The 17490-nt window shown below is 68.4% G+C and carries 23 protein-coding genes; 14 read left to right on the forward strand and 9 right to left on the reverse strand.

The window, feature by feature from the left end; genetic code table 11:
- Positions 1-3 precede the first annotated feature (3 nt).
- The gene (locus E8A12_RS11570; RefSeq protein ID WP_293368804.1) at positions 4-1245 is read right to left on the reverse strand and encodes a dicarboxylate/amino acid:cation symporter; all 1242 of its coding nucleotides are present in this window, start codon (positions 1243-1245) and stop codon (positions 4-6) included.
- Between the two features lie 107 nt (positions 1246-1352).
- Here E8A12_RS11570 and E8A12_RS11575 point away from each other — a divergent pair, with 107 nt between their 5' ends.
- Positions 1353-1535 carry a DUF3606 domain-containing protein gene (locus E8A12_RS11575; protein ID WP_293368806.1) on the forward strand — a complete coding sequence of 61 codons (183 nt, stop codon included), beginning with the start codon at positions 1353-1355 and terminating at the stop codon, positions 1533-1535.
- 45 nt (positions 1536-1580) lie between these two features.
- On the opposite strand, the gene E8A12_RS11580 is transcribed toward E8A12_RS11575, so the two are convergent.
- Positions 1581-1979 carry a response regulator gene (locus E8A12_RS11580; protein ID WP_293368808.1) on the reverse strand — a complete coding sequence of 133 codons (399 nt, stop codon included), beginning with the start codon at positions 1977-1979 and terminating at the stop codon, positions 1581-1583.
- A 96-nt stretch (positions 1980-2075) separates the two neighbouring features.
- Between E8A12_RS11580 and E8A12_RS11585 the strand changes: the two genes are divergently transcribed.
- The 5 genes from E8A12_RS11585 to E8A12_RS11605 all read left to right on the forward strand — a co-directional run bounded on the left by E8A12_RS11585 (position 2076) and on the right by E8A12_RS11605 (position 5095).
- A complete protein-coding gene (locus E8A12_RS11585; RefSeq protein WP_293368810.1) occupies positions 2076-3017 on the forward strand; it encodes a LysR family transcriptional regulator in 942 nt (313 codons plus the stop codon).
- 78 nt (positions 3018-3095) lie between these two features.
- Positions 3096-3824 (forward strand): hypothetical protein, encoded by a 729-nt coding sequence (locus E8A12_RS11590; protein WP_293368812.1) that lies wholly within the window; start codon positions 3096-3098, stop codon positions 3822-3824.
- Positions 3821-3988: a hypothetical protein gene (locus E8A12_RS11595; RefSeq protein ID WP_293368814.1), complete on the forward strand. Its 168-nt coding sequence runs from the start codon at positions 3821-3823 to the stop codon at positions 3986-3988. The genes E8A12_RS11590 and E8A12_RS11595 overlap by 4 nt, the downstream gene beginning before the upstream one ends.
- A 1-nt stretch (position 3989) precedes the next feature.
- A complete protein-coding gene (locus tag E8A12_RS11600) occupies positions 3990-4754 on the forward strand; it encodes a sulfite exporter TauE/SafE family protein (RefSeq protein ID WP_293368816.1) in 765 nt (254 codons plus the stop codon).
- Between the two features lie 56 nt (positions 4755-4810).
- The gene (locus E8A12_RS11605) at positions 4811-5095 is read left to right on the forward strand and encodes a hypothetical protein (RefSeq protein ID WP_293368818.1); all 285 of its coding nucleotides are present in this window, start codon (positions 4811-4813) and stop codon (positions 5093-5095) included.
- Between the two features lie 5 nt (positions 5096-5100).
- On the opposite strand, the gene E8A12_RS11610 is transcribed toward E8A12_RS11605, so the two are convergent.
- The 3 genes from E8A12_RS11610 to E8A12_RS11620 form a co-directional block, all read right to left on the reverse strand.
- Positions 5101-5346 carry a hypothetical protein gene (locus E8A12_RS11610; protein ID WP_293368820.1) on the reverse strand — a complete coding sequence of 82 codons (246 nt, stop codon included), beginning with the start codon at positions 5344-5346 and terminating at the stop codon, positions 5101-5103.
- A gap of 143 nt (positions 5347-5489) precedes the next feature.
- Entirely contained in the window at positions 5490-5666 is a 177-nt protein-coding gene (locus E8A12_RS11615) for a hypothetical protein (RefSeq protein WP_293368822.1), read from the reverse strand.
- Positions 5667-5761: 95 nt separating this feature from the next.
- A complete protein-coding gene (locus E8A12_RS11620; RefSeq protein ID WP_293368824.1) occupies positions 5762-6577 on the reverse strand; it encodes a peptidylprolyl isomerase in 816 nt (271 codons plus the stop codon).
- 112 nt (positions 6578-6689) lie between these two features.
- Here E8A12_RS11620 and E8A12_RS11625 point away from each other — a divergent pair, with 112 nt between their 5' ends.
- The 4 genes from E8A12_RS11625 (at position 6690) to E8A12_RS11640 (ending at position 10836) form a co-directional block, all read left to right on the forward strand.
- Positions 6690-7388, forward strand: coding sequence for a pirin family protein (locus E8A12_RS11625; RefSeq protein ID WP_293368826.1), 699 nt, complete (start codon positions 6690-6692; stop codon positions 7386-7388).
- Between the two features lie 236 nt (positions 7389-7624).
- Positions 7625-9796 carry a TonB-dependent receptor gene (locus E8A12_RS11630; protein WP_293368828.1) on the forward strand — a complete coding sequence of 724 codons (2172 nt, stop codon included), beginning with the start codon at positions 7625-7627 and terminating at the stop codon, positions 9794-9796.
- Positions 9797-9877: 81 nt separating this feature from the next.
- The gene (locus tag E8A12_RS11635) at positions 9878-10126 is read left to right on the forward strand and encodes a hypothetical protein (protein ID WP_293368830.1); all 249 of its coding nucleotides are present in this window, start codon (positions 9878-9880) and stop codon (positions 10124-10126) included.
- A 38-nt stretch (positions 10127-10164) separates the two neighbouring features.
- Complete coding sequence (locus E8A12_RS11640; protein WP_293368832.1) at positions 10165-10836, forward strand: TetR/AcrR family transcriptional regulator; 672 nt, start codon at positions 10165-10167, stop codon at positions 10834-10836.
- Positions 10837-10856: 20 nt separating this feature from the next.
- Here the strand turns inward: E8A12_RS11640 and E8A12_RS11645 are convergent, their stop codons facing one another.
- The gene (locus E8A12_RS11645) at positions 10857-11750 is read right to left on the reverse strand and encodes an SDR family oxidoreductase (RefSeq protein ID WP_293368834.1); all 894 of its coding nucleotides are present in this window, start codon (positions 11748-11750) and stop codon (positions 10857-10859) included.
- A 92-nt stretch (positions 11751-11842) separates the two neighbouring features.
- Here E8A12_RS11645 and E8A12_RS11650 point away from each other — a divergent pair, with 92 nt between their 5' ends.
- The 4 genes from E8A12_RS11650 to E8A12_RS11665 all read left to right on the forward strand — a co-directional run bounded on the left by E8A12_RS11650 (position 11843) and on the right by E8A12_RS11665 (position 16233).
- Positions 11843-12670 carry a helix-turn-helix transcriptional regulator gene (locus E8A12_RS11650; protein WP_293368836.1) on the forward strand — a complete coding sequence of 276 codons (828 nt, stop codon included), beginning with the start codon at positions 11843-11845 and terminating at the stop codon, positions 12668-12670.
- A 64-nt stretch (positions 12671-12734) separates the two neighbouring features.
- Positions 12735-14642, forward strand: coding sequence for a S9 family peptidase (locus E8A12_RS11655; protein ID WP_293368838.1), 1908 nt, complete (start codon positions 12735-12737; stop codon positions 14640-14642).
- 140 nt (positions 14643-14782) lie between these two features.
- Positions 14783-15607, forward strand: a complete 825-nt coding sequence (locus tag E8A12_RS11660) for an alpha/beta hydrolase (protein ID WP_293368840.1) — start codon at positions 14783-14785, stop codon at positions 15605-15607.
- 155 nt (positions 15608-15762) lie between these two features.
- Entirely contained in the window at positions 15763-16233 is a 471-nt protein-coding gene (locus tag E8A12_RS11665) for a DUF992 domain-containing protein (protein WP_293368842.1), read from the forward strand.
- A 56-nt stretch (positions 16234-16289) separates the two neighbouring features.
- Here E8A12_RS11665 and E8A12_RS11670 read toward each other — a convergent pair whose 3' ends face one another.
- The 3 genes from E8A12_RS11670 to E8A12_RS11680 form a co-directional block, all read right to left on the reverse strand.
- Positions 16290-16559, reverse strand: a complete 270-nt coding sequence (locus E8A12_RS11670; protein WP_293368844.1) for a hypothetical protein — start codon at positions 16557-16559, stop codon at positions 16290-16292.
- Positions 16560-16678: 119 nt separating this feature from the next.
- A complete protein-coding gene (locus E8A12_RS11675; protein WP_293368846.1) occupies positions 16679-17053 on the reverse strand; it encodes a VOC family protein in 375 nt (124 codons plus the stop codon).
- 110 nt (positions 17054-17163) lie between these two features.
- The coding region (locus E8A12_RS11680; protein WP_293368848.1) for a cupin domain-containing protein at positions 17164-17490 on the reverse strand (327 nt) is incomplete at its 5' end.

Below are 17490 nucleotides of genomic sequence, written 5' to 3' on the forward strand. Positions count from 1 at the left end.
CAATCAAGCGGCCGCCGGTTCGTCCTTGGCCAGGATGGCGGTCAGCGCCATGTCGCCGGTGACGTTGCCCACGGTGCGGAAGATGTCGGGGATCACCTCGACGGCGATCAGGATCGGCAGCAGGTCCACCGGCAGGCCGAGACTGAGGCAGATCGGGGCGATGGAAGCGAAGAACGACACCTGCCCCGGCAGGCCCACCGAGGCCATCGAGGTCGCCACCGCCACCAGGGTCGCGCCCAGGTAGGTCATGGCGCTGGGGTGCAGGCCGTAGACCTGCACCAGGAAGAGGGCGACGCCGAAATTGGCCACCGGCCCGGTGATCCTCATGACCGAGACCGCCAGCGGCAGGACCAGGCCGCTCACCCTATCGGGCACGCCCAGATCGTCACGGCACCGCTCGATCATCGCCGGCAGGCAGGCCAGCGACGACTGGGTGGCGAAGGCGGTCACCTGCACCGGCGCCACGGCGCGTACGAAACGCGGGAAATCCAGCCGCCAGATCAGCGCCATCAGATAGGCGACGAGGGTGATGCCGACGTTCCCCAGCACGATGGCGGTGACGTAGTGGGCAATGACGCCGGCGGCGCCCACTCCGGCCCTCAGGCCCACGCCGAGCGCCAGCGCGAAGACGCCGATCGGCGCGGCCGCCAGCACCCAGCGCACGATGGTGATCATGATCTGGCCGATCGCGTCGAAGAAGTCGTTGATCGCCTGGCGCCTGGCCTCGGGCAGGCGCGTGGTGGCGAACCCGAAGAAGGCGGCGAACACCACCAGCGGCAGGATGGCGTTCTCGGAGGCGGCCTTCAGCGCGTTCTCCGGCGCCAGGCCGGAGACGAAGCCCACGAAGGTCGGCGCGGCCTTGGCCACGTCCGGCGCCGCCGTGGCCCCGGCCCGCAGCGCGGCCGCCGCGGCCCCCGTCACCGGCCAGATGGCGTAGAAGACCTGGGCGAAGCCAAGGGCGAACACCGCGCCGAAGCACATCAGCGCCACGATCCAGATCAGCGAGCGGGCCGCGAGCCGCCCGGTCGCCGCTGCGTCCGCGACGCCGGCGATCCCGGTGACCATCACCGCGAAGATCAGCGGCACCACGGTCATCCGCAGGGCGTTGAGCCAAAGCGCGCCGACCGCTTCCACCAGCTCGATCCCGTGCTTGGCGGTCGCGCCGCCGAAGGCCGCGGCGGCCGCGCCGAGCGCCAGTCCAGCCAGCAGCGCGATCACCACGCGCACGCTCAACGATCGCAGCATCGCTTGTTCTCCCCCCGTCCCTATCCCCAGGGACGCCAGGAACCTTGGCCGGTGCGCTTCCCCTGCGCAAGGAAGCTCCCTAGGCTCACCGCAGCGAAGGAGTTCCCATGGCCGGCCTCAAGGACAAGCGCGGCTTCATCGACAAGGAACGGCTCGACCTCTCCGAACGGAAGGCCGTCGAGTACTGGATGAAGCGCTGGGGCGTGACCAAGGACCAGATCACCGCCGCGCACCGTAAGGTCGGCCGCCTTACCAAGGACATCGCCGCCGAGCTGGGCAAGAAGCGCTAGGCCCCGCCTGGGCAGACTTGAGGCAAGTCAGCCGGAAAAAAGGGCTTAGTCGGCGCGCGGCTTCAGATTGGGGAGCACCGGCGCCAGGAGTTTTGCGGTGGTGTGCAGCAATTCGCTGACCATGACCGGCTTCAGCAGCACTTCGCGGGCCCCCAGCGCCATGGCCAGGTTCAGCAGCAGGTTGGCCTGGGCCGCGTCGGGCTCAAGCATGGCCACGACAGGAACCTGGATCCCGTCGCCCCGCAACGCCGTGATCATCTCAAGTCCATCCCGCTCCGGCATCAGGATATCGCAGAGGATCAGCTTCGGACGGTGTTCGTGGTATCTATCCAGGCCATCGCGTCCGTCCACGGCCTGGACCACCTTGTGGCCCGCGGCGCCCAGGACCTTCGCAATCGCCTCGCGCACTTCCGTCTCGTCCTCGACAACTAAGATCGTAGCCACTTGTCTCACGCCTCGCCGGTCTAAGCCCCCCTCACGCCTTCGACGCCATATGGGTTTGAGTATTGGCAGATTGAAATGCATTGTTGGCACAGGTACATGTCGAAGATGAATTGGCGTTCGATTGACCTCAACTTGCTTGTGGTCTTCGACGCGGTCATGCGCGAGCGCAGCGTAACGCGCGCCGGCCGCCTCATTGGCCTCAGCCAACCGGCGATGAGCCATGCGCTCAATCGCCTGCGCCACATGCTGGGCGACGAGCTGTTCGTGCGCACCCCGGACGGCATGACGCCGACGCCGCGCGCCGAGGCCCTCGCCGAGCCGCTGCGCAATGCGCTGAGCGAGATGCAGCTGGCCCTGGAGCCCCTGACCTTCGATCCTCAGGGCTCAGGTCGCCGCTTCACCCTCGGCCTCAATAATTTCGCCTCCGTTGTGATCGCCCCGCCGTTGGTGGCCGCGGTGTTCGACGAGGCGCCGGCCGTCCGCCTCGACATGCGCCCCAGCGGCACCCTCGACATCGCCGACTGCCTCGACCGCGGCGACATCGAACTGGCGATCGGCAGCCTGGAGGCCCCGGGGGAGCGGTTCCGCAGCGAACTGCTGCTGGAAGACCCCTTCGTGCTGGTGATGCGGAGCGGACATCCGGCGTGCAAGGCTGTGCTGTCAGCAGAAACGCTGGCGGGCCTTCTCTACCTTGAGGTCTCCTCCAGCGGCGAAGACACCGCCTTTCTCGACCGCTGGCTCGCCGCGCGCGGCCTGGCGCGCCGGATCAGCCTCAGGGCGCCCTATCTGTCGACCCGGGTCATCCTGGCGCAGTCCGATCTGGTCGCCATTTTCAGCCGCCGCGTCGCCGAGGTGTTCGCGCGCAATTTCCCCCTGGAAATGCGGGAGCCGGATTTCGACTCGCCCGTCGTGCGCACCTTCATGCTCTGCCACCGCCGGCTGGAGCGCCATCCCGCTCATCGCTGGCTGCGCGATCATGTGACGGCCGTGGCGAATGCCTTAGCCAAAATCCGTCCCGAACATACCCTCGTGCAGTAAATGCATTTTCGGCATTGAGCCCGCATCCCCATATGCGCCGCGGGCAGGCGTTCAGTCGGGTTTCGATGGAGGATCATAGTGCTTGACTGGTCCGTCGTCCCCGCCGCCTTCCTCACCGCGGCGGTCGAGTGGGTGGAGGCGTTCACCATCGTCCTGGCCGTCAGCCTGAGCATCGGCTGGCGCGCCGCCGGCGGCGCAGCGGTCGCCGCCCTGGCCGTCCTCGCCCTGATGACTATCGCCGCCGGCGGCGTGCTGGGGCTCGGCCTCGAGGTCCGCTGGCTGCAGCTGGCGATCGGCGTCTTCCTGCTGCTGTTCGGCGTGCGCTGGCTGGCCAAGGCCGTGGCGCGAGGGGCGGGCCTGAAAGCCTTGCACGACGAAGCCGAGACCTTCGCCGAGACCCAGGCCGAACTCAGCCGTGGCGACTTCGCCGCCGGCTGGCTGATCGCCTTCAAGGGCGTGCTGCTCGAAGGTCTGGAGGTCTGGCTGATCGTCGCGGCCTTCGGTCTGCACGGTCGCGCCTGGATCAGCAGCGGAGCCGGCGCGCTTGCAGCCCTGGTCGTCGTGCTCGCCGCCGGCCTGGTGGTCCGCGCGCCACTGACCCGGGTGCCGGAGAACGCCATCAAGTTCGTGGTCGGCGTGATGATCACAGCCTTCGGGACCTACTGGACCTATGAGTCGGCGGCCGGCGAGCGGGCCTGGCCCCTCGGCGACCTCAGCCTGCTCGCGCTGGCCGCCTTCTTCGCCCTCGGCGGCCTCGGCCTCATGGCCCTGATCCGCCGGCCTCGCCCCGCGGGAGCCGCCACATGAAGGCCTTCTTGAAGACTCTGTTCGGCGACGCCGGCACCGTCACGGTCGTGGCCCTGGTGATGATGGTTGAGGTTGTCCTGACCGCCAGCGGCCAGGCCGGCCTGGGCGTCGTCCTGATCCCGGTCGCGGTGCTGGCCGGCGTCGCCTGGCTGGCGATCCGCTAGAGTGGCGCTGCACGATCCGTCCCCCTGGATGCTGCTCCTGCTGCTCGCCGCGGCCGTCTGGGCGGGCGCTCAAAACGCGCTCGCCGGCGGCGGTTCGTTCATCACCCTGCCCGCCCTGATCCTTTCCGGCCTGGACGCGCGGGCGGCCAACATCACCTCCACCGTGGCCCTGTTCCCAGGCCAGGTGACCACCGGCTTCGCCGGCCGCAGCCTGGCCACCGGAGCCGACAACCTGTCGCTGCGCACCCTGGTGGTCATCAGCCTGATCGGCGGCGCGGTGGGCGCGATCCTGCTCCTGGTGACCCCGCCACGCCTCTTCGAGGGCATGTTGCCGTGGCTCGTGCTTTTCGCCACCGGCGCTTTCGCCTGGGGCAGCTTCCGCCGGCCACCCGCCACGGCGCGCCCCCTGAAGCCGGCCCAGGCCATGGCTTTGCAGTTCGCCATCGCCATCTACGGCGGCTATTTCGGGGGCGGCATCGGCTTCCTCATGCTGGCCGTGCTCAGCCTGGCCAAGCTTCCCGTGCGCGCCGCGGCGGCCACCAAGAACGTCCTGGCCGGTGTGATGAACGGCACCGCGGTGCTGATCTTCCTGTTCTCCGGCGAGGTGCGCTGGCTGCAGGCCGGCGTCCTGGCCGTCGGCGCGATCGGCGGCGGCCTGGCCGGGGCCTGGCTGCTGCGCCGCGCCAACGAGAAGGTCCTGCGGCTGGCGGTGATCGCCATCGGCGTCACCCTGACCGTGGGGCTGTTCATCCGCGCCTATCGGTGACGGTGGATCGAACCTTGGCCTTGGGCGTTATGAGTCCCTACCCACAAGGAGATCCGATGGCGCGCCTGCGTAAACAGCTTCCCGTGCATCTCGGCGCCGGAGAGCTCCATTGCCGCGGCTTCACCGGACCGGTCGACTACCAGATTCACGGCGAGCCCTCGAGCCTTCGCCTGGGTCCGCTGCGCCTGCGCGGCTCGCTGACCGCCACGCCGGAAGTGGCGGCCGAGGCGTTCCGCGCCGGCGAGGGCGAGTTGAAGCTGCAGGACGGGGCGAGCTTCCGCATCACCCTGCTGGGCCATTCGGCGGGCTCGGACACGGCCTATTTCGAAATGCGGATCTGACCCGTTCAGGTTGCGACGGGAGGCGGCGGCGCGCCGGTTCCCCGCGGCAGGGTGAAAACCAGCCGCTCATCTTCCCACACCTCGGCGCGCACGGCGTCGGCGCGCTGCGCCAGCAGCCGGGCTGCGGTGTCGATCGCATGGCCCTGCGAGGTTTCGGGCAGCACCTCGAAATGCGGCACGCCGCCGGTCTGCCGGTGGATGTAGCAGAAGTAGGCCATCACCAACTCGAAGCGTGGAAGCGGACCTTCCATCGTCTGCGGTCGAGCTTGCCCCCGTTCAGCCGGTCCCCCAAAGCAAAAATTCAAGTTGGTTAAGTAAATCCTACACGTGCGTCAGGTAGCCGACGCAGTGTTGGCGCCTGCCATGCTTGGCTGCCAGCGTGGCCGACCCTTCTTCAGGCGCGCGCCAGGTAGCGGACGGCCAGCGAATAGCTGAACGCGGCGTTGGAGCAGGCGCGCAGACGCGCGGCGATGTCCGCCAGGGCCGCTTCCTGATCGCCGAAACGCGCGATCTCGACGCCGTCTCGGCGCACGATCCAGGCGCCAATGTCCTCGATGACTTCGAACTTCATGGGGTCCCACGCGGTGCAACCGCTGCGATAAGGCCGCAACTGTTAAGAGACCCAAGGCGCTCGGGCGCCGCAACCCTGCGCCCTGATGTCGCACGTTATGGTTGTCGCACCTCGATCCTCAGGTCGCAGACGCTGAACGCCGCGCCCAACCGGACCTTCGCCTCGGCCGCGCGGGCCTTGAACGCCGGGCCGGCGGTGTCGGTAACCTGCAGCTTCGGCCGCTCCGTTTGGGGCAGGTCGGCGGCCAGGCGCACGCGGATCATCTTGTCCGGATCGGCGGGCGGCTCGCCGACCTTGATGGCGCGCACCACCTCCAGCCCCTGCACCACCCGGCCCCAGACCGCATAGTCGTGATCCAGCCGCCGGGCCGGCGCGCGCATGAAGAAGATCTCGCTGTTGGCGGTGTCGATTCCCGCCTGGCGGCCCATGCCGGCCACGCCGTCGCAATAGGCGCCCCAGACCCGTGGCCGGCGGTCGCTCCCCAGCGCCTGCTCCTTCCGCGAGGCCCCGGCCACCGGGACCACGCCCACGAAGCCCTCGATGCCGTCGGAACGCTCGACAACCGTGGTCATCGCCACGTCCGCCGGCAGCCGCGCGCTGAACTCGGCCGGCAGGTCGGGGTGGGTCGAGGTCCCGCCGTCGTGGTTGTTGGGATTGCCGGTCTGGTCGACGAAGCCCTCGATCACCCGGTGGAACAGCAGGCCGTCGTAGACGCCTTCGCGCGCCAGCGTCTTGACCCGCTCCACCGCCTTGGGCGCCAGGGTCGGCTCCATCTCCACCACGATGCGGCCCTTGGAGGTCTCGATCACCAGGGTCTCAGCCAGGTCCAGCGGCCGCCAGTCCGGATGCGGCTTCGCGGCGCCGGCCGTGAGCGCCGCCGCAGCGATCCCCAGCAGTCCCCCAAATCGCATCGCCCGTTCCCCCTGAGTGATTATGGAAATTCCGGAAACAATCTTCTGCCCGTCGGCCCATTTACCGTCCAATCCGGAAGCTTATCTTCCCCCTCGAAAGAGGACCAACACCATGATTGAGAAACGCACCTTTGAGAGCCTCGGCGGCGCCGACCACGGCTGGCTGAAGGCCAAGCACCACTTCTCGTTCGCCAACTACTACGATCCCAAGCGGATGGGCTGGGGCGCGCTGCGCGTCTGGAACGACGACGAGATCGCCCCGCAATCCGGCTTCCCGCCGCACCCCCACTCGGACATGGAGATCATCACCTACGTCCGCGAGGGCGCGATCACCCACAAGGACTCCATGGGCAACGAGGGCCGCACCGGTCCGGGCGACGTGCAGGTGATGAGCGCCGGCACGGGCGTGCGCCACGCCGAATACAATCTGGAGAGCGAGCTCACCCGGCTGTTCCAGATCTGGATCGAGCCCGACCGCGCGGGCGGCCCGCCGTCGTGGGGCGCGCGGCCGTTCCCGAAGTCCGACCGCGCCGGCAAGTTCGTGACGCTCGCCTCCGGCCTGCCGGGCGATGAGGACGCGCTGCCGATCCGCACCTCCGCGCGCGTGGCCGGCGCCACCATCAGGGCTGGCGAGACCGCCGACTACGCCCTCGACCCCAGCCGCCACGCCTACCTGGTGGCCACCGAGGGCGCGGTGGAGGTCAACGGCGTGCGGCTGGACCCCCGCGACGGCGCCGCGATCACCGGCGAGTCGGCCCTGCGCGTCACCGCCCTGCAGGACGCCGAGGTCGTGCTGGTCGACGCGGCCTAAACGAACCCGCAGCCCCTCCCCGTTCGCGGGGAGGGGCTTTGCACGTCCGCGTGAGCTCGGGCGTCATCGCCACAGCTTCCAAACTCCAGCCTCCCGCCTCCCGCGCGGCCGCGTGTGGCGCCTTTGCCGCATGATATTCACTGACGGCTTAGTCAGTATTGACAGCATAGCGAGCGTCCTTCAGCTTCCTCCTCACGCGCCAAAGAGCGCCGAGGAAACGAAGCCGGGGAGTGACCATGAAAATCCACACGCTGTGGCTGAGCGCGTCTGCGCTGGCATTGGCCTGGAGCGGCGTCGCGAGCGCGCAGACGACGGCGTCAGCGTCGAGGGACACCTCCGGCGCGACCGTTCAGGAGCTGATCGTCACCGCCGAGCGGCGCAACGAGAACCTGCAGCAGACCGCGATCGCGGCGACCGTCTTGACCGGCAAGGACCTGCAGAAGCAGGGCATCGTCACCGTCGACCAGCTGCAATTCATCAGCCCCTCGCTGACCGTGAACAACTTCGGCCAGGGCAACGACTTCGACATCCGCGGCATCGGCAAGGGCGAGCACAACAGCCAGACCGGCACCGGCGTCGTCACCTATCGCGATGGGGTGGCGACCTTCCCCGGCTACTTCCAGGAGGAGCCGTACTACGACATCGCCGGCGTCGAGATCCTGCGCGGTCCGCAGGGCACCTTCTCAGGCCAGAACGCCACCGGCGGGGCGGTGATCGTCAACACCGTCGATCCGAAGATCAACGGCGGCTACACCGGCTACATCCAGGCCCAGGCGGGCAACTATGGCGACTGGGGCCTGCAGGGCGCGGTGAACCTGCCGATCAGCGACACCCTGGCCGCGCGCGTGGCGTTCAACACCGAGGAGCGGAACAGCTTCTACCACATCAGCGGCCCCTGGACGGGCGACCCCGGCTTGAAGTGGGGCAGCGCGCGCTTCTCGCTGCTCTGGACGCCGACCGACAAGCTGAAGGTGCTGTGGAAGACCGACTACAACTACCTGGACAACGGCGGCTACTTCGGAGATTCGCTGACCACGCCGGGGACCAGCTCGCTCTTCACCTTCGCCAACAACTACAAGACCTACGCCACCGACCAGTTCGTCCGCTCGATCGTGAAGGTCGACTACACCCTGGACAACGGCATCGATCTGCGGTCGATCAGCGGCTACCAGCAGGGCCGCACCGCCTGGACCGGCGACATCGACGGCACGGCCGCGGCCGCGCCCAACTACATCATCGCCGAGGCGGTGAACGAGCGCATCTGGTCACAAGAGTTCAACATCATCTCGCCCGACAAGGGCCCGTTTGGCTGGGTGCTGGGCGCCTACTATCAGAACAACCGCTATGACTTCCCGGTGGGCCTGTTCGACATCGGGGTGCCGCCGGGCGTGGTCGACGAGGACCTGAACGGCGTCAACCCGACCTACACCGCTGCGGTCTTCGGCCAGGCCAGCTGGAACTGGGACAACGGCCTGCAGCTGCAGGTGGGCGCGCGCTACTCCAAGTGGAGCACCACCAACCGCGCCTTCTTCACGGTCCCGGAATTCGGCCTCAACTTCCCGCAGAACCAGACCGAGGAAGGCAACAACGTCACCGGGAAGGTGGCGCTGAACTGGAACGTCAACGCCGACAACTTCCTCTACGCCTTCGTGGCCAGCGGCGCGAAGCCCGGCGGCCTCAATACCGCGCTCTACTTCGCCGGCGGCGGGGTGCCTGCGCCCTTCGGCCAGGAGTACGTCACCGACTATGAGCTGGGCTGGAAGTCGACCCTGCTCGACAACCACCTGCGCACCCAGCTCGGCGTCTACTACAACAGCTTCGAGCACTTCCAGGTGAGCCTGCCGATCCCCAGCGCACCCACCCAGGTGACCGAGCAGAACGTCCCCAATCCGACCAAGCTCTATGGCGTGGAAGCTTCGGCCCAAGCGGTGTTCGGCGATTTCTCGTTCAACGTCGGCCTGGGCCTCGAGCACAGCGAACTCGGCACCTTTTACACCGAGGACCCGCGCCTGCCGGCCGCCGGGACCTGCAACCCGACCACCGGCCCGGCCACGGCCGCCTGCATCAACCTCGCCGGCAAGCCGCAGACCTATGCGCCGGACTTCACCTTCAACGTCTACAGCCAGTACGTCTTCCACCTGGCGGACCAGGACACGCTCACGCCGGCGGTGAGCTACAGCCACATCTCCGACCAGTGGGCGACGTTGTTCGACAACCGCGCGGCGGGCGACTACCTGACCGCCCGCGATATTTTGGGTGCGTCGCTGGCCTGGCAGCACGGCGATATCACCGCCACACTCTATGGCTCCAACCTGTCGGACGACAAATACGTCGCCGCCGTGGTGTCGCCGATCCGCATCGCGGGCCCGCCGCGGCAGTTCGGCATCCGGCTGCTCAAGACCTTCTGATTGTTCCTCCCCATGGGCCGCCGCTCCGGTATCCGGGACGGCGCCCACCTTTTTGCAAGCGCTCTGAACGCAGCGTCACCCATGCAGTCCTCCGCCCTCTCGGTCGACAAGGTCCTCGTCGTCGAGCCGCAGCGCTACCGGCCGCTCGATGCCCAAACCTTGCCCGCAACGCTGTGCAGCAAGGCCGCTGAACGGGGGATTTGCGGTCGGATCGTGCGCATCGCGCCGATGCCGCTGGCGGGCGCCGGCAAGATTGACAAGAACAGACGGCGAGCCGAGTACGGGAACGGCAAGCTTGACGTAGGGGGATCGCTTCCTTGGCCCAAATGACCTGGCCGATCCTGCCCGGGGAGCTTTAGTTCGCTCTGATGTCGGAAGGCTCATCAGTAAAGCGCGTGCGCCGCAGCAAGGCGGAGCAGCGGGCTGAGTCCCTGGAACAGATCATGGACGCCGCCGAGTACCTGTTTTCGCGGAACGGCCTGCACGGCGTCACCCTGCGCGACGTGGCCCACCGGGTCGGCGTCCACACCACGCTCATGCACTACTATTTCACCGACAAGCGGCAGCTGTTCGAGGCGGTGTTCGCCCGGCGCGCCGGCGTCACCAGCGGCCGACGGATGGCGGCGCTCGAGCAATATGAGGCGCAGGTCGGCGACCGCCCCACGGTCGAAGGCGCGCTGCACGCCTTCCTCGACACCGATCTGGATCTCTACCTCGAGGGCGGAGAGGGCTGGATGAACTACGCCGCCCTGGGCGCGCGGGTCAGCAACACCCGGGAGGGCGCGGAGCTGATGGACGTGTACTTCGACCCGGTCGTGCTGAAGCTGGTCAGCATCCTGAAGAAGGCGCTCCCCGACTATGCGGACGAGGACATCTTCTGGGGCTATCACTTCGTGACCGGCGCCCTGATGAACACCCTGGCCCGCACCGGCCGGATCGACCGGCTGTCGGGCGGGCTATGCCACTCCGACGACTTCGGGGCGGTCAAGCAGCGCATCGCCAAGTTCATGGCGGCGGGGTTCCTCTCGCTCAAGGCCTGACGTCGCCCGCCGCCTCCGGTTCAGGCCGGGTCGAGTTCGAGGTTCTCGATGTCCTCGACCAGGCTGGCGCCGGTCGGGGTCCAGCCCAGCCGCTCGCGCGTCAGGCGGCTGGAGGTCGGGGCGTCGCGGCTGGCGAACATCCCCAGGAAACCGAAGTGGCCGGGCGCTTCCTCGGGCGTGATGGAGACGACCGGCAGGTCGAGGCGCCGGCCGATCGCCTCGGCGACGTCGCGCATCGGAACGCCTGCCTCGCCGACGGCGTGATATCGCGCGCCGGCCTGTCCCTTCTCGAGAGCAAGACGGTAGCAGCGGGCGACGTCGCTCACGTGCGCCGCGGCCCAGCGGTTGGCGCCGTCGCCGACATAGGCCGAGACGCCCTTCTCGCGCGCCACCTGGATGGCAAGGGTGACGAGACCCTGCTTCTTCGTGTCGTGAACCTGGGGCAGGCGCACGATCATCGCGCGTACGCCGCGCTGGGCGTAGTCCTCGACCAACAGTTCGGTGGCGCCGCGCATGGCGCCCAGACCGTCTTTCGCTGCGCCGTCCTCCTCGGTCACCTCACGCTCGGCCTCGGCCATCAGCGTGCCGGAGGTGAGGATGAACGGTTTGCCCGAACCTTCCATCGCCGGCAGCATCGCCTCCACCGCACGCCGGTCGATGGCTATGTTTTCCACGTACTGGCTGAAGTCGTGGATGAAGGCGCAGTGGATGGCGCCGTCGCAGGCCGCAGCGCCGGCGGCCAGGGTTTCCGGCTCGGCGAGATCGCCGCGATGGACGGCCACGCCGGCCGCCTCCAGCTTCGCCGCGTTCGCATCATTGCGCGCCAGTCCGAGCACCTCATGGCCCGCGGCCTTAAGCTCCTCGATAACCGCCGAGCCGATGAAGCCGCTGGCGCCGGTCAGGAAAACACGCATGGTCGAAATCTCCGCAAAGCCTGACGACAATCATCCTCCTCAGGAATATCCTGGTAAAGTAGTGACCTTATCATAGTAAAAGGCCTAACAGGATGAGCGAGCTGCGGGCGCCCGAGAATCCGTTCGGGACCTATCTTAAGGATCGGCGCACCCGGATGGACCCGGCGGCCTTCGGCTTCCCCGCCGATCGTCGCCGCACGCCCGGCCTGCGCCGCGAGGAGGTGGCTCAGCGCGCCAACATCAGCCCCACCTGGTACACTTGGCTGGAGCAGGGCCGAGGCGGCGCGCCCTCGGCGGACGTGCTGGACCGGATCGCCCGGGCCCTGATGCTGACCGACGTGGAGCGCGAACACCTGTTCCTCCTGGGCCTCGGCCGTCCGCCGGAGGCGCGCTACCGCAAGAACGAGGGCGTGACGCCGCGTCTGCAGCGGGTGCTGGACGCGCTCGACCCAACGCCCGCCCTGATCCGCACCGCGACCTGGGACGTTCTGGCCTGGAACCTGGCATCCACCGTGATATTCGCTGACTTCGGCGCGATGCCGCCCGAGCAGCGCAACATGCTCCGCTTCCTGTTCCTCGACCCGCGCGCCCGGGCGGCGCACTACGACTGGCAGGGCGTCGCGCGGTTCGTGCTGGGCGCCTTCCGCCTGGATTCGGCCCGCGCCGGCGCCGCGGCCGACATCGAGCCCCTGGTCGAGGAACTCGCGCGCCTCAGCCCCGAATTCCGCAGCATGTGGCGCGACGGCAAGCTGCCCTCCATGCCGCACGGAGAGACGGTCAAACACATTCGCCACCCGGTGCTGGGCCAGCTGGCCTTCGAATACTCGACCTTCGCGGTCGACGGCCGAACCGACCTGAGCCTCCTGGTCTACAATCCCGCGACACGGCACGACGCCGAACGGATCGCCGCCATGCTCTGATCCCTTGCCGACGCCTGCCTAATCCCATAGCCAAACCCTGCAGTTGACTTAGGGGGAGTACGGAATGCCGGGATTGATGTTGGCTCTGGCGCTGGCGGGCGCGCCTGTGCCTCCGGATCACGTCCACCAGTATCATGACCTGGTGATCTCGCCGAAGGGCGACCTGATCGCCGCCATCGAATCCGACGATCCCTTCTCGTCCGAAGTCGAGCCGCATCCGGTGGTGGTGATCCGCAACCGCGCCGACGGCGCGATCGTGGCGCAGTACGATCCCTGCAAGAGCTGCTTCTACTCCGGCGCCGCTTGGTCGCCTGACGGTCAGGCCCTGGTCTTCGTGTCCAGCGACCGCAAGGCCAAGACCGCGGCCCTGGAGATCGTCCGCGCCGGCAAGCTCGACGTGGCCTTGAGCTTCGCGGGCCTACTGGAAGATCCCCGCTGGTCGCCCGACGGCCAGACGCTCGCCGTGCTGGCCACCGACCGGCCGCGCAAGCAGACCGGCGCGACGCAGGCCGGCGCGCCCATCGTGGGCGAGATCGGCGGCGCCACCGACGAGCAGCGCGTGGCCATCCTGCCGGCCTCGGGCGGCCCCTTGAAGTTCCTCTCGCCCGCCGACACCTTCGTCTACGAATACGACTGGACGCCCGACGGCAAGGCCTTCGCGGTCACCGCGGCCAAGGGCGACGGCGACAACAACTGGTGGATCGCCAAGCTGGCGGCCGTCGGCGTCGACGGCTCCTTCCGCGTGATCGCCGACCCCGGCGTGCAGATGAAATGGCCGAAGGTCACGCCGGACGGCAAGTCGGTGACCTTCATCGGCGGCCTGCATTCCGACTTCGGCCCCACCGGCGGCGACGTCTATCTGGCGCCCTTCGCCGGCGGCAAGGCGGTCGACAAGACCCCCGGCTTCAAGGGCAGCTTCACCTCCCTCGCGTGGCGCGGGTCCACGCTCTTCGCCACCGCCATCGTCGGCGACCACAACGCGGTCCTGAACGTCGATCCGGCGAACGGCGCGACACGCACCCTGCTCACCGCGCCGGCCACCTTCTCGGCCGGCGAGGGCAAGGTCTCGCTGAGCGCCGACGGCAAGGTCGTCGCCGGGGTGGTGGAGGACTTCACAACCGCGCCCTTCGTCAACGCCGGTCCGGTCTCGACGCCCCGCCAGATCACTCACGACAACGACGCCGTGACCGCCCAGGTCAGCGCGCGGTCGATCACCTGGAAGAACGAGGGCTACGACGTGCAGGGCTGGCTGACCGGCCCTGCCAACCTGGAGCCGGGCAAGACCTATCCCATGGTCGTGCTGGTCCACGGGGGCCCGAGTTCGGCGGTGCAGCCCACCTACATGTGGAAGGGCACGACCAATGACCTGGTGCAGCACGGCTTCTTCGTCTTCCAGGCCAACCCCCGCGGCTCCTTCGGGCAGGGCGAGGCCTTCACCAAGGCCAATGTGAAGGACTTCGGCGGCGGCGACCTGCGCGACATCCTGGCGGGCGTCGATGCGGTGGAGAAGGTCGCGCCCGTCGACGACAAGCGGCTGGGCGTCTACGGCCACTCCTACGGCGGCTACATGACGATGTGGACCGTGACCCACTCCAACCGCTTCAAGGCCGCGGTGGCCGGCGCCGGCATCGCCGACTGGGTCAGCTACTACGGCGAGAACGGCATCAATCAGTGGATGGTCCCGTTCTTCGGCACGTCCGCCTACAAGGACCCGGCCGCCTACGACAAGTTCTCGCCGATCCGCTACATCGGCGCCGCCAAGACCCCGACCTTCATCTACGTGGGCGAGCGCGACGTGGAATGCCCGGCCGACCAGTCGCTGCAGTTCCACGCCGGCCTCGACGCCGTGGGCGTCGCCAACTCCCTGGTGATCTACGCCGGCGAGGGTCACGGCATCCGCGAGGCCGAGCACAAGGAAGACCTAAAGAAGCGTATCCTCGGCTGGTTCGACCAGTACCTGGGCAAGTCTTAGGACAGGGCGACGCCTGAGCGAGGCGTCGTCATTCCCGATGCCCCGCGCACGGTCATGGTTTAGACTCCGCCGCGCCACGGTCGCAGCCGTCACGAACTTCCTTCACTGGTGGCGCCCGGGCCCAGCCAAGGAGCCCCCACATGCCCACGATCACCACCAAGGACGGCGTCCAGATCTTCTACAAGGACTGGGGCTCAGGCCAGCCCATCGTGTTCAGCCATGGCTGGCCGCTCAGCGCCGACGACTGGGACAGCCAGATGATGTTCTTCCTGCTGAAGGGCTATCGCGTCGTCGCCCACGACCGCCGCGGCCACGGGCGTTCCAGCCAAGTCGCCGACGGCCATGACATGGACCACTACGCTGACGATCTTGCCGCCGTGGTCGAGCACCTCGACCTCAAGGACGCCGTGCACGTGGGCCACTCGACGGGCGGCGGCGAGGTCGCCCACTACCTCGCCCGCCATGGCGAGGCCCGCGCGAAGAAGGCGGTGCTGATCAGTTCGGTGCCGCCGATCATGGTCAAGACCGAAACCAACCCCGGCGGCCTGCCCAAGGAAGTCTTCGACGGCCTGCAGGAACAGGTCGCCACCAACCGCACCCAGTTCTACCGCGACCTGCCGTCGGGCCCGTTCTACGGCTTCAACCGGCCGGGCGCGAAGGTCTCGGAGGGCATGATCGCCAACTGGTGGCGCCAGGGAATGATGGGCGGCGCCAAGGCGCACTACGACGGTATCGTCGCCTTCTCCCAGACCGACTTCACCGAGGACCTGAAGAAGATCAACATCCCCGTGCTGGTGATGCACGGCGACGACGACCAGATCGTGCCCTATGCCGATTCCGGACCGCTTTCGGCGAAGCTGGTGAAGAACGGGACGCTGAAGACCTACAAGGGCTTCCCGCACGGCATGCCGACCACCGAGGCCGCGATCATCAACGCCGACCTGCTGGCCTTCATCCAGTCCTGACAGGGTCGCCGCGCTGTGACCCTGAGCGGGTGGCGGCGCGGCGCTGTTCAGGTTCGGTTTCGGGGAACAACCCGCCGGGCCGGGGCCTTATCTGCGGGCCTGGAGGGGCCCACAGTCGCGGCAATCTTGCCGATGATGGCTTTGGAGTAAGAGTGATGAACAAGCTTTTTGCGTGCGCCGCTCTCATCGGCGCGTTCGGCCTGGCGGTTCCTGCGCAAGCGGAGTCCGGCGGCGTCAAAATCGGCACCCTGTCGTGCAACGAGCGCGGCGGATGGGGGCTGATCCTCGGCTCGACCCGCGCGCTGAGCTGCACCTTCTCGAGCGGCGACCGGGTCGAGCGCTACGAGGGCAATATGACCAAGATCGGCGTGGACATCGGCTACCAGCACTCCGGCGCCCTGGTCTGGGCCGTCATCGCCCCGCACAGCGACACGGCGCATGGCGCGCTTTCAGGCCACTACGCCGGCGGGACCGCCAGCGCGACGGCGGGCGTCGGGGTCGGTGCGAACGCCCTGATCGGCGGGCTCGACAGGAGCATCGCCCTGCAGCCCATCAGCGTCGAAGGCACGACCGGCCTGGATGTCGCCGCGGGCATCGGCGCGATGACGCTGCGATCCGAAAGCTGAGATTGAAGCCCGCCGTCCTGGCCCGCGGAGTCCTCGCCCTGCGGGGGCCCCGCGGGTCAGGGCGTCAGGCGATAGACCGCAAACAGGCTCCCGCCGCTCAGCCAGAAGCTGCGGCTGTCGGCGGCGCCGGCGTGGCAGGGGCTGTTCCGGGGGCCGGGAAACGTCTGCAGCACATTGCCGTCCGCCAGCGAGGCCAGGGCCACGCGGGGATCGCCGTCCTTCACCGTGGGCGGCGAGCCCATCACCGCAAAGCGTCCATCGGGGCTTGCCGCCCTGTCGACCCCGTTTCTGAAATGGGCCGCCGTCGCCTCGGTCTGCCAGACCACCTGGCGGGTCCGCAGATCGTAGAGCGCCGCCAGCGGCGCGGTGACCGGCGTCGGCGCCAGCCTTTGCGGGCCGTGAAGTTTAGGGTTTCCGGCTCCGCTGGCGCGCCTTTGGAGCGGCGTCAGGCGTACTGGACCACCGACAGCAGGTTGCCGTCCGGATCGCGGACCCAGGCCACCTGCGTGCCGTCCGGCGCGCGCCAAACGCCGCGCGGGTCGTGATCGAAGCCCGGGAAGCGCTCAAGCGCGACGCTGGCGGCCGCCAGAGCCTCCGCCACCGCGCCCACGTCTTCCACGGCGAACCCCAGGACGGCGTGCTCGGACGGCGCCGTGGACGGCACGGGCGAGACCCGCAGCTCGCCGTCGCCCACCTCATAGACGAGCGCGCCGAACGAGGTCCCGGTCCGTGTGAGCCCCAGCACCCCGCCGTAGAAGGCGCCCGCTCGCGCGGTGTCGGAGGTCCAGACGAGAGTCTGCAAGCGCGCTGACGTCAGCATGGCGGCCGCTCCAAGGTTCGATTGTCGTGAAAACGGGCGCCTCGGCGCCCGCGTGACCAGACTAGCCAGCCGCCGCGGCCCGGCGCCAGCGCAAGTTCAGGACCGACGGATCAGGGATGTTTGTGGATCGGGTCGACCCAGGCGACGCCTTCGGGCTTCTCGGCCGGCTCGATCTCCAGGTTCACGACCACGGCCTCGCTGTCGCTGCGCACCAGCACGCAGGAGAGCGGCTCGTCCGATGAGGCGTTGATCTCCTGGTGCGGCACGAAGGGCGGCACATAGATGAAGTCGCCGGGCCCCGCCTCGGCGGTGAACTCCAGCGCCTCGCCCCAGCGCATCCGCGCCCGGCCGCTGACCACATAGATCACGCTCTCCAGCGGCCCATGGTGGTGCGCGCCGGTCTTGGCGTTGGCGTGAATATGGACGGTGCCGGCCCA

This window comes from Phenylobacterium sp. (assembly GCF_004799395.1).
Taxonomy (GTDB): domain Bacteria; phylum Pseudomonadota; class Alphaproteobacteria; order Caulobacterales; family Caulobacteraceae; genus Phenylobacterium.

What these genes read in the sequence shown, in the direction of transcription:
- E8A12_RS11660 (WP_293368840.1), top strand. Translation starts at nt 14,783, where the DNA reads ATGCCCACGATCACCACCAAGGACGGCGTCCAGATCTTCTACAAGGAC.
- E8A12_RS11570 (WP_293368804.1), bottom strand. Translation starts at nt 1,245, where the DNA reads ATGCTGCGATCGTTGAGCGTGCGCGTGGTGATCGCGCTGCTGGCTGGA.
- E8A12_RS11630 (WP_293368828.1), top strand. Translation starts at nt 7,625, where the DNA reads ATGAAAATCCACACGCTGTGGCTGAGCGCGTCTGCGCTGGCATTGGCC.
- E8A12_RS11605 (WP_293368818.1), top strand. Translation starts at nt 4,811, where the DNA reads ATGGCGCGCCTGCGTAAACAGCTTCCCGTGCATCTCGGCGCCGGAGAG.
- E8A12_RS11615 (WP_293368822.1), bottom strand. Translation starts at nt 5,666, where the DNA reads ATGAAGTTCGAAGTCATCGAGGACATTGGCGCCTGGATCGTGCGCCGA.
- E8A12_RS11585 (WP_293368810.1), top strand. Translation starts at nt 2,076, where the DNA reads ATGTCGAAGATGAATTGGCGTTCGATTGACCTCAACTTGCTTGTGGTC.
- E8A12_RS11635 (WP_293368830.1), top strand. Translation starts at nt 9,878, where the DNA reads ATGCAGTCCTCCGCCCTCTCGGTCGACAAGGTCCTCGTCGTCGAGCCG.
- E8A12_RS11610 (WP_293368820.1), bottom strand. Translation starts at nt 5,346, where the DNA reads ATGGAAGGTCCGCTTCCACGCTTCGAGTTGGTGATGGCCTACTTCTGC.
- E8A12_RS11655 (WP_293368838.1), top strand. Translation starts at nt 12,735, where the DNA reads ATGCCGGGATTGATGTTGGCTCTGGCGCTGGCGGGCGCGCCTGTGCCT.
- E8A12_RS11665 (WP_293368842.1), top strand. Translation starts at nt 15,763, where the DNA reads ATGAACAAGCTTTTTGCGTGCGCCGCTCTCATCGGCGCGTTCGGCCTG.
- E8A12_RS11575 (WP_293368806.1), top strand. Translation starts at nt 1,353, where the DNA reads ATGGCCGGCCTCAAGGACAAGCGCGGCTTCATCGACAAGGAACGGCTC.
- E8A12_RS11645 (WP_293368834.1), bottom strand. Translation starts at nt 11,750, where the DNA reads ATGCGTGTTTTCCTGACCGGCGCCAGCGGCTTCATCGGCTCGGCGGTT.
- E8A12_RS11675 (WP_293368846.1), bottom strand. Translation starts at nt 17,053, where the DNA reads ATGCTGACGTCAGCGCGCTTGCAGACTCTCGTCTGGACCTCCGACACC.
- E8A12_RS11625 (WP_293368826.1), top strand. Translation starts at nt 6,690, where the DNA reads ATGATTGAGAAACGCACCTTTGAGAGCCTCGGCGGCGCCGACCACGGC.
- E8A12_RS11620 (WP_293368824.1), bottom strand. Translation starts at nt 6,577, where the DNA reads ATGCGATTTGGGGGACTGCTGGGGATCGCTGCGGCGGCGCTCACGGCC.
- E8A12_RS11650 (WP_293368836.1), top strand. Translation starts at nt 11,843, where the DNA reads ATGAGCGAGCTGCGGGCGCCCGAGAATCCGTTCGGGACCTATCTTAAG.
- E8A12_RS11640 (WP_293368832.1), top strand. Translation starts at nt 10,165, where the DNA reads ATGTCGGAAGGCTCATCAGTAAAGCGCGTGCGCCGCAGCAAGGCGGAG.
- E8A12_RS11595 (WP_293368814.1), top strand. Translation starts at nt 3,821, where the DNA reads ATGAAGGCCTTCTTGAAGACTCTGTTCGGCGACGCCGGCACCGTCACG.